This window comes from Bifidobacterium sp. POST2/T3 (B1) (assembly GCF_058197115.1).
Genome location: NZ_JBVPQK010000054.1, coordinates 1 through 12,832, shown reverse-complemented (window position 1 = coordinate 12,832; position 12,832 = coordinate 1). Strand labels below are relative to the sequence as shown.

Sequence of the window (12,832 nt, the reverse complement as noted above, 5' to 3'; positions counted from 1 at the left end):
CGGGCGGCCAGAGCGTCGGCCATGGCCACTGAGCGGTGCTGTCCGCCAGTACAGCCAAAGGCGATGGTCACATAGTGCTTATCTTCGTGTGCGTAGCCGCTGAGCGCGGTCAGAATGGCGGTCGTGTAGGCATCCAGGAACTCCTTAGCGCCCTTGCTGGCCATCACATAGTCACGGACCGGGCCGTCATGGCCGTTCAGATCACGCAGCTCCGGAACCCAGTAAGGGTTGGGCAGGAAGCGCACGTCAGCTATGAAGTCAGCGTCGATGGGCAGACCGTACTTGAATCCGAAGCTCATGATGTGCACGCCTACGGTGGTCGGTCCGGAGCCCAAGACCATTTCGTAGAGGCGGGTGGAGAGCTGATGGATGCTCAGTTTGGATGTGTCGATGACCATGTCGGCACGCTCTTTGAGTCCGCCCAGCAGGCGGCGCTCCTCGTGAATACCGTCGATCAGGCGGCCAGAGCCCTGTAGAGGGTGGGGTCGGCGAACGGACTCATAGCGCTTGACCAGCACCTGGTCGGAGGCATCCAAAAAGAGGATGCGGCAACGCACGCCCAGGTCGTCCAGATGGCTGAGCACAGCCGACAGGTCGTCGAAGTAGGAGCGTGAACGGACATCGATAACGGCAGCTAGGCGGTGCAGGGAGCTTCCGGCGGAAGTCATCATGTCGACAAGGGGTACAAGTAGACGCGGGGGCATGTTGTCGACCACATACCAGCCCATGTCCTCCATGGAGTCTGCAGCGCGAGTGCGTCCTGCACCGGACATGCCTGTGATCAGCAGTACCTCGAAGCCTGCGAAGGGCGGTTTTTCCGTCGTCATAGTCATGTCTCCCTCAAGGCTTGGTCCATAGCAGCTGCCGGAACAGCGGCCAGGGGTCGGTCGGTCATCAGCGCCACTTGACGCACGGCTTGATACAGCAGCATGCGTTCGCCGCTGATGGCCCGAGCAGCCGGCTGGCGACAGAATGCTTTCATGAGCTGGGTGGGTCGGGGTTCATAGACTACGTCCAGCAGGACTGAGCACAGGCAACTGTCGGCATCGGCCTCTGGACTCCTAGCGGTATTGAGCAGATCGGCCAGGGGATCAGCTGCACCTGAAGGCAGAGTAGAGACGATTATATTGGCCCTTATTAGAGTCCTTTCGGCCTTCCCAGCCTGGTCCATGGCGGTGACGGCCGGCGCAGGCAAGCCCAGCCGCGAGGCGAGGTCCAGCATATGGTCACAGTGCTCCGGATTGCGAGCAAGCAGGTCCACACGCTCGACCCCCAGCATCTTCAAGGCGCAGAAGGCGGACTCAGCTGTGTTTCCGTTGCCGATGACCAGGGCCCGCGCTCCCCTATACGGTTGGTCGGGAAGCTTGTCCTGCCGACCCTGACCGGCAGCCTCCAGCAGGGCGGCCAGATCGTCAGCGTCTTCATCAGCGCGGCAGCAGCCGGCAGCCTCCAGTAGAGCAGCCACTATCCCCTCTACATCTGTGTTGTACAGAGACAATCCTTTGGCGGGGCCGCTGTGCTCAAAGACTGCTGTATTGGCCACTTCCAGAGTCTTAGACCAGTAATCACAAAAATTGCCCAAGGGGCCCACAGCACTCTTCAAGGGCATGGTCAGACTGAGCCCTGCCCAAGACGGGTCAAGGCCGTAGATAAAATTCGCCAGACCGTCAGCGTCCACGCGCGCTCGGTCGTAGTGCCAGTTGTTCAGGCCTAGTGCATCATAGGCTGAACTGTGCAGAAGGGGCGAGAGGGAATGACTGATAGGATCGCCCAAGACGGCACAGCGACGATCAGGTCCATTCATATCTGCAATCACGCACCAATCAATTCAGGGCATGGCCTTTGCCCGCCTCTTGAGCCATTTTATCGCTGGCTGTCCCCGGCCCGATCCTGGTCGCTGTGCAGGGCCTGGTAGATGGCCTCAGCCTTGGCTGAGCCGATGCCCTTGACGGCCTCAAGCTCCTCCTGGGAGGCCTGGCGCATGCGCTTCACTGATCCAAAGTGATTGAGCAGCTTCTTCTGGTAGGCGGGGCCGATGCCTGGAATCTCGTCCAGGGCTGACCGGAGGGCACCCTTGCGTCGGGTTTGCCGATGGTAGGAGATGGCGAACCGATGGGACTCGTCCCTCACGCGCTGCAGCAGGTACATGCCTTCGGACTGGCGTTTGAGGATGATGGGATAGTCATCGTCAGGCACCCAAACTTCCTCCAGGCGCTTAGCCAGGCCACACAGGGCCACATCGTCCACCCCGCAGTCGTGCAGGGCTCGGCCAGCAGCGGTCACCTGGGGCTTGCCGCCATCGACTACGATCAGGTTGGGCTTGTAGGCGAAGTGGCGGGCGGCGGTGTTCTGCTGAACGATGGCCCCCTCCTCCTGCTCCACCAATTCTGGTGCCTTGTCGCTGGCCTTTCGCTCTGCTTCCATGCTGTCACCGCTGTCGCCAGCGATGTTGCCGTGGCGGAAACGACGGGTCAGAGTCTCGTAGATGGCGCTCATGTCGTCCACAGCGCCCTTGCCGTCCTCGCCGCGGATAGCAAATCGACGGTACTCGGACTTCTTGGGGACCGCGTCCTCAAAGACCACCATAGAGGCTACCTGGAACTGGCCGCCTACTGTGTTAGAGATGTCGTAGCATTCGATGCGCAGCGGGGCGCGATCCAGCCCAAGGGCCTTGGCCACGTCGTTCATGGCCTGGGTGCGGGTGCCCATGTCGCTCATGCGGCTGAGCTTGCTGCGCTGCAGGGCCTGGCGGGCGTTGGCGTTGGCCCGGTCCATCAGGGACTTCTTCTCCCCCCGGCTGGCCACTCGGATGGTCACCGCCGACCCGCGTAGCTCCCGCAGCCACTCCTGTAGGTCACCGGTCCGATCGGGCTGGATGGGGACGATGACCTCGGGAGGCACCGGCGAAATGGGGGCCAGCAGGTCGGCACGTCCGGTCTGATCCTGATGTTGGTGTCGACTCCTGGTGGCCTTGGCCCGGGCCTCGGCATCGAGGGCCGTGACCTTCTGGGTGGAGCCCATGGCATCCCTGTCCTGGCTGATGGAGACGGGTGTATCGGAATTCTCGGGCAGCTTGTGCAGTTCGCTGTCGTTCTCATTCATCAGGTCTGAGTAGACCTGTACCAGCAGGTCGCTGATCAACTCGCTATCGGAGACGTCCTCGACCCGCTCCACACTCCAGTTGCGTTCGCCGCGGATGGCACCCGAGCGCACAAAGAAAGCGTGGACCGAGGCCTCCAGTTCATCCGAGGCTACCCCGAAGACGTCCACATCCACGTTGGATGCGAAGGCCACGGCATTCTGCTCGATGACTGTGTCCAGCATGGCGATCTGGTCGCGCAGCCGGGCGGCCTTCTCGAAGTCCAGCTCCTTGCTGGCCCTCTGCATGCTTCTGGTCAGCCCTGCCCGGTAGCTCTTGCCCAACCTACCGGTGATGACCCCGGTCAGCTCCGTGCACAGACGCCGATGTTCGCTGGCGCTGATCCGGCCCACGCAGGGGGCTGAGCACTTGCCGATCGATGCCAGCAGGCAAGGGCGGCCGCTGAGTTTGGCCTTGCGGAAGACGCCGGGGGTGCAGGTGCGCACCGGGTAGGTCTTGAGCAAGGCATCCAGGGTGTGCTTCATGTCCCAGACCTTGGCGTAGGGACCAAAGTAGCGAGTGTCGTGCCGCTTGCGCACGCGGGTCATCCATACCCGGGGGAACTCCTCCCCCACGGAGACAGCTAGGTAGGGGTAGGTCTTGTCGTCGCGCAGCTTGACGTTGAAACGTGGGTCGAACTCCTTGATCCAGGTATATTCCAGGGTCAGTGACTCCAGGTCGGTGCCCACCACAGTCCACTCCAGGCTCCGGGCCGTCAGCACCATGGTCTGGGTGCGCGGATGCAAGTTTTCCAGGGGCTGGAAGTAGTTGGTCAGGCGGTTGCGCAGGTTCTTGGCCTTGCCCACATAGATGACCCGGCCGTCGCCGTCCCGCCACTTGTAGACGCCCGGCTGGGCGGGGATGTCGGAGGTTTTAGGGCGGAAAAGGTCCCGGCTGTCTCCCAGCAGGGGCGCGCCGTTCTTGTTGACGCCGGTTATGGTGCCGGTGGCGGACTCTTCTTCCAGGGCTTGGGCGGTGCGTCGCCATACCTGCGGCGCGTGACGCTCGAAGCAGCTGCGGGTCATGATCGTGCAGCCTTGGCTACCTTGGCAGGATCCAGCATGGGCTTCAGATACTTGCCGGTCCAGCTGTTCGGGTTGGCGGCCACCTGCTCAGGAGTGCCCTGAGCCACCACGGTGCCGCCGCCGTCTCCACCCTCGGGGCCCAGGTCGATGATCCAGTCGGCGGTCTTGATTACATCCAAGTTGTGTTCGATGACAATGACCGTGTTGCCTTTGTCGACCAGGCCGTGCAGGACTTTGAGCAGCTTGCGGACATCCTCGAAGTGCAGGCCCGTGGTGGGCTCGTCCAGGATGTAGACGGTCTTGCCGTCGGAGCGCCGCTGCAGCTCGGTGGCCAGCTTGACCCGCTGGGACTCGCCTCCGGACAGGGTGGGCGCCGGTTGGCCCAGGCGGATGTAGCCCAGACCCACGTCAACCAGGGTGTCCAGGTAGCGGGCGATGGAGGGATAGGCCTTGAAGAAGTGGGAGGCCTCCTCGATGGGCATGTCCAGCACGTCCGAGACGGTCTTGCCGTTGTATGTGACTTCCAGGGTCTCCCTGTTGTAGCGCTTGCCGTGGCAGGTCTCGCACTGGACGTAGACATCGGGCAGGAAGTTCATCTCGATCTTGATGGTTCCGTCACCGTGGCAGGTTTCGCAGCGGCCGCCCTTGACATTGAATGAGAAGCGGCCGGGACCATAGCCACGCACCTGGGCCTCCGGGGTCTTGGCAAAGAGCTGACGGATCTTGTCCCAGACGCCGGTGTAGGTGGCAGGGTTGGAGCGTGGGGTGCGGCCGATGGGGTTCTGATCCACGTGGATGACCTTGCGCACCTGGTCCACACCCTCCACCCGGATGTGCTTGCCGGGCACGATGCGGGCGTTGTTGAGCTGGTCGGCCAGAACCGGATAGAGGATGGAGTTGACCAGAGTGGACTTGCCTGAGCCGGATACGCCGGTGACCAGGGTCATGACTCCCAGCGGGAAGGATACCTTGAGGTTCTTCAGGTTGTTCTCCCGAGCCCCCACCACGGTCAGCTGGCGGGTCTTGCTGGTCTTGCGGCGGTGCTTGGGCACCTCGATGGAACGGCGTCCGGCGATGTAGTCGGCGGTGATGGAGCGGGAGGCCTTGACCAGGTCCTGCGAGCGCCCGGAGAAGATGACCTCCCCGCCATGTTCGCCAGCTCCAGGGCCGATGTCGACCAGCCAGTCGGCCTGGCGGATGGTGTCCTCGTCATGTTCGACCACAATCAGGGTGTTGCCCAAGTCACGCAGCCGCTGCAGGGTCTTGATCAGCCGGTCGTTGTCCCGCTGGTGCAGGCCGATGGAGGGCTCGTCCAGCACGTACATGACGCCCACCAGGCCGGAGCCGATCTGGGTGGCCAGACGGATGCGCTGGGCCTCGCCGCCGGAGAGGGTTGCTGCCGCCCGAGACAGGGTCAGGTAGTTCAGACCCACGTCGTTGAGGAAGCGCAGGCGGGCGCGGATCTCTTTGAGGACCTCGCCGGCAATCTTGGCCTGAGCGCCCTCCATATGCAGGCCCTCCACCCACTTTAGGCTGGCGGACACGGCCATGTCGCAGACCTGGGCAATAGACAGATCGTCCACGGTCACGGCCAAGACCTCGGGCTTCAGGCGCTTGCCGTGGCAAACCTGGCAGGGTACCTCGCGCATGTATGACTCGTAGTACTGCTTCATAGGCTGCGAGTCGGTCTCGTCGTGGCGACGCATCAGGGTGCGGACCACGCCCTCGAACCCGGTGGTGTACTCGCGCAGGCGGCCCCAGCGGTTCCGGTAGGAAACATCCACCTTGAAGTCGTGTCCGTACATGACAGCGTGGCGGACTTCCTCGGGCAGGTCCTTCCAGGGGGTCGATGTGGAGAAGCCCATCTCCTTGGCCAGGCCGTCCAACAGGTGGCCATAGAAGCGCTGCTGGCTCTTGGTGCCGCTCCATGGCTCCACGGCCCCGTCCTTGAGGCTCTTCTCCGGGTCAGGTACTACCAGCTCGGGGTCGATCTCCAAGTTGAATCCCAGACCGGTGCAGGCCGGGCAGGCTCCATAGGGGGCGTTGAAGGAGAAGGTTCGAGGCTCGATCTCGTCCAGTTCCAACTCGTGGCCGTTGGGGCAGGACCGCTTCTCGGAGAAGGGCTGACGACGCTCGGGATCCTTGGCATTCATATCCACAAAGTCGGCCACTACCGTGCCTTTGGCCAGACGCAGGGCCGTCTCCACAGAGTCGGTCAGCCGCTGACGCATGCCCTCGCGGATGACCAGCCTGTCCACCACCACCTCGATGGTGTGCTTCTTCTGCTTGGTCAGCTTGATGGAATCGGACAGCTGGTGCATGTCCCCATCGATGATGGCCCGGGAGTAGCCGTCGGAGCGGAGGAGCTCCAGGGTCTCCACGAACTCACCCTTGCGGCCCTTGACGATGGGTGCCAGCAGCTGGAAGCGAGTTCCCTCGGGCCTGGACATGAGGGTGTCGACGATTTGCTGCGGCGTCTGGGCGCGCACCTCGGCCCCGCAGATCGGACAGTGGGGAATGCCGGTTCTGGCGAAGAGCAGACGCAGGTAATCGTAGACCTCGGTTATGGTGCCCACGGTGGATCGGGGATTGCGATTGGTGGTCTTCTGATCGATGGAGACTGCCGGACTCAGGCCCTCGATGAAGTCCACGTCGGGTTTGTCCATCTGGCCCAGGAACTGGCGGGCGTAGGCGGAGAGGGACTCCACGTAGCGGCGCTGACCCTCGGCGAAGAGGGTGTCGAAGGCCAGGGAGGACTTGCCGGAGCCTGACAGGCCGGTGAAGACCACCATACGGTTGCGGGGTATGGACAGGTTAACGTTCTTGAGGTTGTGGGCCCGGGCGCCCTGGATGACGATTTTGCGGTCGTTGGGCACCATGGACAGGTCCGCCACCAAGGACCCCTTGGATTCGATCATGCGCGGGTTTTCAATGGCCGCGTCCACTGTCGATTTAGGCTTGTTCTGCTGATTCACGTGCTTCCCATCCGCTTCCCTGAAGACCCATGGCCAAGGCTGAGGCCAAAGCCTGACCATAATATCGCCGGGGCCGAATAATTCGAACAGGTGTTCGATGACGGCTTAGATGGCCGGGGCTGGAGGATCCAGGGGCGGGCGACCACAGCCATTGAGGAAGCAGTCATGCTGGTGGTCGTTGATTATGCCGGTCGCTTGGAGAAATGAATGGACCGTCACCGGACCTAGGAAGCGCAAGCCCAGGTCGCGCATGTCCTTGCAGACGATGGCAGACAAGTGGTCGTAGCGCGGTATGGACGGATCGTCCAGGTAGTCGTGGTTGATGGCCGATCCACCGGTGAAGGACCAACAGTAGCGGTCGAATTCCTCACCGGGAAATTGGCGAACGATCAGGGCGGCGTTGGCCACCGTGGCTTCGATCTTGCGTCGATTGCGGATAATGGCAGGGTCGACCATGAGACGGTCGATTCTGTCGGCGTCGAAAGCGGCGACCGCTTGAATATCGAAGTTGTCGAAATCCTTGAAGAGAGCCTGGCGGCGGTGCAGGATCAGCTGCCAGCTGAGCCCGCACTGGAATATCTCCAGGGAGAGCATGGCGAAGAGCCTCTGGGAGCCATGCAAGGGGCGGCCCCACTCTTGGTCGTGGTAGCTGCGCATGAGAGGGTCATCCACCTGAGCCCAGTCGCATCGATGTGAAGGTTCGGCCATGCTGCACTCCCCTTTCCGACGTTCGGCTTCAGGCTAGCACCGGCGGCCGTCCGAACTGGGTGGTCAATACCACTGAGCCAGGCTGGCCGCTTTAGAGTTGGAGCAGAGGCCGGTCGGCCATGCCCGGGGCCATCCCCATGGCGGCAGTACGGTTGCGGCCGGCAAGGAGAGGAAGCATGAGCCATGACTGACAAGGACAATCCGCGCAGACTCTGGACCGACGATGAGGACCCGGTCGAGAGGGCCAAGCGCACCTCCCCTGCCATGCAGGGCAGCCAATTAAATTCAGACTCGTCATCGGCAACCCGGGAATCAAGAAATGAAGGTTCGGCATCTTCAGGTGTGTCAGCTTCGAATTCATCGATTCCAAAGTCGTCTACTTCGAATTCATCTAGCTCAGGTTCACCGTCTTCGAATGCCGCAGCCAAGCAGTCTGATGATTCGTCGAAGAAGGCACCGACTGCAAAAACCAGTGCCGAGGAGACCGCCAATGGAGGCGAGAGGCGCTCTGATCGCAGCAGCAATAAAGCAGGGCAGGAATCAAATCAAGCACAAAACCAAGCAAAGGACCAGCAACAAAAGCAGGGTCAGCCTGAAAAGGAGCAGGAATCCTCCAAGGGACGCGGCTGGAAGCTCTTCGAGGATATCGTGCTCTGGGTGGCCTGGGTGGCTATGGTGGGCTTCAACGGCTATGCGGAGGTCTACCACTTCAATGGCACGACCGTGGGCGGCCTGGCCCGCAAGGTCGATCTGTGGATCATGCCCGCCGGCTACGTCTTCGCCATCTGGGGGGTCATCTACATCGCCCTGGCCATTTGGCTCTTCCGCTTCTGCCTGGCCGGCCCCAGTCGCAAACGTCTGGGCTTCCTGCCCTTCACGCTGAGCGGACTGCTCTTCGTGGCCACCTGCTGCCTGAACATCGCCTGGCTGGCCATGTGGCACATGGAGCGCAATTTCTGGGCTTTGGTCATCATCCTCATTCTGACTGTGCTGGCCTGGATGCTCTACGCGCTGGTGCGCAGGGATGCCACCAAGGCCGGGACCCCCACTGCCGCCAAGGCTCTGGACTGGATCCCCCTGTCCATCTACGCCAGCTGGCTGAGCGTTGCCACCCTGGTCAACGCCGGATACATGGTGGCTGCCGGGCACAAGGTCGGCAATGCCGTCCAAGGATTTGCGACCATCATCGTAGTCGGCGCCCTCCTGGCCGTAGCTTATCTGATGAACAGGCATGGCAAGGACTGGGTCTTCGGCCTGGTGGTCATCTGGGCATGCCTGGGCATCGGCATCAGGATCTTCTCCTTCGCGGCCGCCATGGGTGTGTTGGTCATCGCCCTGACGGCCGTAGGCGCCTTCCTGGTCTACTTCCCCTGGAGCAAGTTCAGGCTGGTCCGCCGCTGACCCATCCATGATCCATCCATTGCCCCGTCAGCCGAGACGCACTGGCGGGGCTTGCTTCTTGCTACCATGGTCCCTTGCAAGTTTTGAATCCATAAGGAAAGCGGGGTCGGAGGCGGCATGGCTATTGAGGCGCAGGGACTTGAGATCCGAATAGGTGCCCGACTACTCCTGCAAGCCACCGACTTCCATGTGACCAAGGGCGACCGGATCGGCCTGGTGGGCCGCAACGGCGCCGGCAAGACCACGCTGACCAGGGTCATCACCGGCGACATGCTCCCCTCGGCCGGCAAGGTGCGGGTGACCGGACAGCTGGGGTACCTGCCCCAGTCCACCCATGCAGGCGACTCCGAGCAGAGCGCCCTGGATCGGGTCATGAGCGCCAGGGACATCGCATCCATCATCCAACGGATGCGCAAGGCCGAGACCGATATGACCAGTCCCGACCCCAAGGTCATGGAAAAGGCCATGAAGCGTTACGACAAGGCCCAGCAGGACTTCGAGAACGCCGGGGGCTATGCGGCACAGTCACAAGCCATCGTCATGGGCGAGAGCCTGGGGCTGAGCCAGGAGACCCTGCAGCAGGCACTGGGCACCCTCTCCGGCGGTCAGCGCCGACGGGTCGAGCTGGCCAGAATCCTCTTCTCCGATGCCGACACCCTGATTCTGGACGAGCCCACCAACCATTTGGATGCCGACTCCATCGAGTGGCTCAAGGGCTACCTGCGCCGATTCGAGGGAGGCTTCCTGATCATCTCCCACTCCACCGAGCTGCTGGACGAGACCGTCAACCGGATCTGGCACCTGGATGCCCAGCGTTCCTGCATCGACATGTACACCATGGGATGGAAGGCCTACCTGCGCCAGCGGGTGGTGGACGAGGAGCGCCGTCGCCGCGAACGGGAGGTGGCCGAGAAGAAGGCCGATCGTCTGATGCGTCAGGGCATCCGACTGCACGCCAAGGCCACCAAGGCCGTGGCCGCCCAGAACATGATGCGCCGCGCCCAGCGCCTGCTGGCCGACACCCAGGAGGCGGAAAAGGCCGAAAAGGTGGCCGACCTGCGCTTCCCGGATCCTGCCCCCTGCGGCCGCACGCCCATCATGGCCGAGGACCTTTCCAAGGCCTACGGATCCAACATCGTCTTCGCTGGCATCAACCTGGCCATCGACAAGGGCTCCCGGGTGGTCATCCTGGGATACAACGGCGCTGGCAAGACCACCACCCTGCGCCTGCTGGCCGGCATCGAGCAGCCCGACACGGGCAAGGTGACCCTGGGGCACGGGGCCAAGATCGGCTACTTCGCCCAGGAGCACGACACCCTGGATAACGACGTCACCGTTCTGGAGAACCTGCAGCATGTGGCCCCTGACCTGGACAACACCCAGGCGCGGACCATCCTGGGCTCCTTCCTCTTCTCGGGGGACGACGCCATGAAGCCCACCAAGGTGCTTTCGGGCGGCGAGAAGACCCGACTGGCCCTGGCCACCCTGGTGACCAGCCGGGCCAACGTCCTGCTGTTGGACGAGCCCACCAACAACCTGGACCCCGCTTCGCGTGACGAGATACTCAAGGCCATCGCCAAGTACGAGGGAGCCATCGTGCTGGTCACCCACGACGAAGGGGCCGTCAAGGCGCTCAACCCTGAGCGGGTGCTGCTCATGCCCGACGGTGATGAGGACCTCTGGAGCGACGACTATCTGGATCTGGTAGCCGAAGAGTAGGCAACCATCGGTTGGCCCATGCCTGTGGGTCGTCTGTGTCGGTCAGCGGGTCAGTCGTCCTCCCCCAGAACCTCAACCCCTTTGACCCCTGGAGTCTGCCCTATGGATTCGACCAGTTCGGTCACATCCCCCTTGCCCAGCAGGTTGACGGTGACATCGGCGCCCTTCCAGGCATCCCGATGCAGCTCGTGGATGGTCAGCACCCGGGACTCGAAGCCCATGCGGGTGGCCAGCAGCAAGGATTCGCGCAGGCAGCCGTGGCCGTCCTGATATACGATGCGCAGAACTGTGTTCTGCCGGTTGCGCAGGAACCACTTGAGGATGGGCGCGATGACCAGAACGGCCAGAAAGTAGAAGACGACCGCCAGGATGGCGATGGCGAAGAGCTGGACTCCACAGGCCATGCCCACGGCGGCGGCCACCCAGATGGCGCTGGCCGTGGTCAAACCCTTGACAGAATCGTGGTTGAAAAAGATGACGCCGGCACCGATGAAGCCTATGCCGGAGGCCACCCCGGCTGCGATTCGCGAGGCATCCCAGGAGTAGTTGCCTACAGCGGCCTGTATGCCATAGAGGGAGACCATGGTGAACAGGCAGCTGCCCAGACCCACCAGAATGTGAGTGCGGATGCCAGCGTCGTGCTTGAGGAACTCGCGCTCGAAGCCGATCAGACCACAGAGAACCACCGTCAAGACCACCGCCATAATCTGACCTTGGTTCGGCAATGCGAATCCCTGCATGATTTCCCTTCCTGCCCTCTTAAATAGGCAGACCTTATAACGCTTGCAGGACATGGCCATCGGATAGAGTGGAGCAAGCACGTGGCCGGCCACGCCGCCGCACGTGGACCTTTTGAATGAGGGGTGTGATGCCATGAAGCCGTCATCAGATGAGCGCCGCGAAGCCCGCCGGACCCTCGCCACCAGCGCCTATTCCGCCGACATGATCCGATCACTTGAGCAGCCGTTTTTGGATGACGGGGTCCCCTTGATGCGCGTCGCCGCGGGATCCCTGGCCTCCGTGGCCGATGTCATGCTCACCCAGGCCGGGCTGGAGCCTGCAGGCGCCAGAATCGTCCTGCTGGCAGGGGCCGGCAACAACGGCGGCGACGGGCTCTATGCCTCGGCCGATCTGGCCGGGCATGGAGCCGACGTGACTGTGGTGGCCACTGGGCGGAGCCTGCATCAGGGTGGGTTGGACGCCCTTCTCCGTGCCGGCGGAGTGGTCACGGCTCTGGATCCTCAGGCAGCCATCCCCGGCTGCGAGACCCCCTCCGGACCGGATCAGACATCCGAGGGTCTGGACCAAGTCTTGGAGCTATGCCGACAGGCGGATCTGATTATCGATGCCATGACGGGTATAGGCCTCAAGGGGGCGTTGCGCGGCATTCCTGCTACTCTGGCCGCAGAACTGGGCATGGAGAGCGGTCTGCCCGACAGACCAGCCTGGCACGACCCCGCCGGTCAGGATAGGCCCTTGGTGCTGGCCGTGGATACCCCCTCCGGTTTGGACGTGGACGAGGGAACCCTGCCCGGGGCCTACATCCCGGCTGATGTGACCGTGACCATGGGGGCCATGAAACCCTGCCTGATGCTGCCCCCAGCTGCCTATGTCTGCGGCAGAATCGTCCTGGTGGACTTCGGGTTTGACACCTCGGCCCTGGTACCGAGCGTCTCTTGCATGAGCGCTGAGGACTGCGCCAGTCTCCTACGAGCGCCACGGGTGGATGACACCAAGTACAGCCGGGGCGTGGTCGGCCTGGTCACCGGCTCCGCCCTCTACCATGGCGCCGGGCTGCTCTCCAGCAAGGCTGCTGCCAGCGGCAACGTGGGCATGATCCGTTACTGCGGCCCCGAGCAGGTGGG

Annotated in this window: 9 protein-coding genes; 3 read left to right on the top strand and 6 right to left on the bottom strand. The window is 62.8% G+C overall.

Going from position 1 to position 12,832, the window contains the following annotated elements:
- The 5 genes from rapZ to AC0AP0_RS04255 form a co-directional block, all read right to left on the bottom strand.
- Positions 1-827, bottom strand: an 827-nt coding sequence (gene rapZ / locus AC0AP0_RS04275) for an RNase adapter RapZ (RefSeq protein WP_490429479.1), incomplete at its 3' end; no start/stop codon positions are given.
- A 2-nt stretch (positions 828-829) separates the two neighbouring features.
- The gene (locus AC0AP0_RS04270) at positions 830-1,816 is read right to left on the bottom strand and encodes a shikimate dehydrogenase family protein (protein WP_490429478.1); all 987 of its coding nucleotides are present in this window, start codon (positions 1,814-1,816) and stop codon (positions 830-832) included.
- Between the two features lie 47 nt (positions 1,817-1,863).
- Positions 1,864-4,164 (bottom strand): excinuclease ABC subunit UvrC, encoded by a 2,301-nt coding sequence (uvrC, locus tag AC0AP0_RS04265; RefSeq protein WP_490429477.1) that lies wholly within the window; start codon positions 4,162-4,164, stop codon positions 1,864-1,866.
- Positions 4,161-7,082: an excinuclease ABC subunit UvrA gene (gene uvrA / locus AC0AP0_RS04260; protein ID WP_110413280.1), complete on the bottom strand. Its 2,922-nt coding sequence runs from the start codon at positions 7,080-7,082 to the stop codon at positions 4,161-4,163. The genes uvrC and uvrA overlap by 4 nt, the downstream gene beginning before the upstream one ends.
- 162 nt (positions 7,083-7,244) lie before the next feature.
- The gene (locus AC0AP0_RS04255) at positions 7,245-7,847 is read right to left on the bottom strand and encodes a DNA-3-methyladenine glycosylase I (RefSeq protein ID WP_490429476.1); all 603 of its coding nucleotides are present in this window, start codon (positions 7,845-7,847) and stop codon (positions 7,245-7,247) included.
- Between the two features lie 183 nt (positions 7,848-8,030).
- Here AC0AP0_RS04255 and AC0AP0_RS04250 point away from each other — a divergent pair, with 183 nt between their 5' ends.
- Together AC0AP0_RS04250 and AC0AP0_RS04245 are read left to right on the top strand one after the other, a co-directional pair.
- Positions 8,031-9,248: a TspO/MBR family protein gene (locus AC0AP0_RS04250; protein ID WP_490429475.1), complete on the top strand. Its 1,218-nt coding sequence runs from the start codon at positions 8,031-8,033 to the stop codon at positions 9,246-9,248.
- Positions 9,249-9,365: 117 nt separating this feature from the next.
- Entirely contained in the window at positions 9,366-10,967 is a 1,602-nt protein-coding gene (locus AC0AP0_RS04245; RefSeq protein WP_110412939.1) for an ABC-F family ATP-binding cassette domain-containing protein, read from the top strand.
- Between the two features lie 50 nt (positions 10,968-11,017).
- Here the strand turns inward: AC0AP0_RS04245 and AC0AP0_RS04240 are convergent, their stop codons facing one another.
- Positions 11,018-11,707, bottom strand: a complete 690-nt coding sequence (locus AC0AP0_RS04240) for an MgtC/SapB family protein (protein ID WP_110413281.1) — start codon at positions 11,705-11,707, stop codon at positions 11,018-11,020.
- 133 nt (positions 11,708-11,840) lie between these two features.
- Between AC0AP0_RS04240 and AC0AP0_RS04235 the strand changes: the two genes are divergently transcribed.
- Positions 11,841-12,832, top strand: a 992-nt coding sequence (locus AC0AP0_RS04235) for an NAD(P)H-hydrate epimerase (RefSeq protein WP_490429474.1), incomplete at its 3' end; no start/stop codon positions are given.

Bases quoted from the DNA above. Each gene is read 5' to 3' on its own strand.
- uvrC (WP_490429477.1), bottom strand. From the start codon at position 4,164: ATGACCCGCAGCTGCTTCGAGCGTCACGCGCCGCAGGTATGGCGACGC.
- AC0AP0_RS04255 (WP_490429476.1), bottom strand. From the start codon at position 7,847: ATGGCCGAACCTTCACATCGATGCGACTGGGCTCAGGTGGATGACCCT.
- AC0AP0_RS04250 (WP_490429475.1), top strand. From the start codon at position 8,031: ATGACTGACAAGGACAATCCGCGCAGACTCTGGACCGACGATGAGGAC.
- AC0AP0_RS04245 (WP_110412939.1), top strand. From the start codon at position 9,366: ATGGCTATTGAGGCGCAGGGACTTGAGATCCGAATAGGTGCCCGACTA.
- AC0AP0_RS04240 (WP_110413281.1), bottom strand. From the start codon at position 11,707: ATGCAGGGATTCGCATTGCCGAACCAAGGTCAGATTATGGCGGTGGTC.
- uvrA (WP_110413280.1), bottom strand. From the start codon at position 7,082: ATGATCGAATCCAAGGGGTCCTTGGTGGCGGACCTGTCCATGGTGCCC.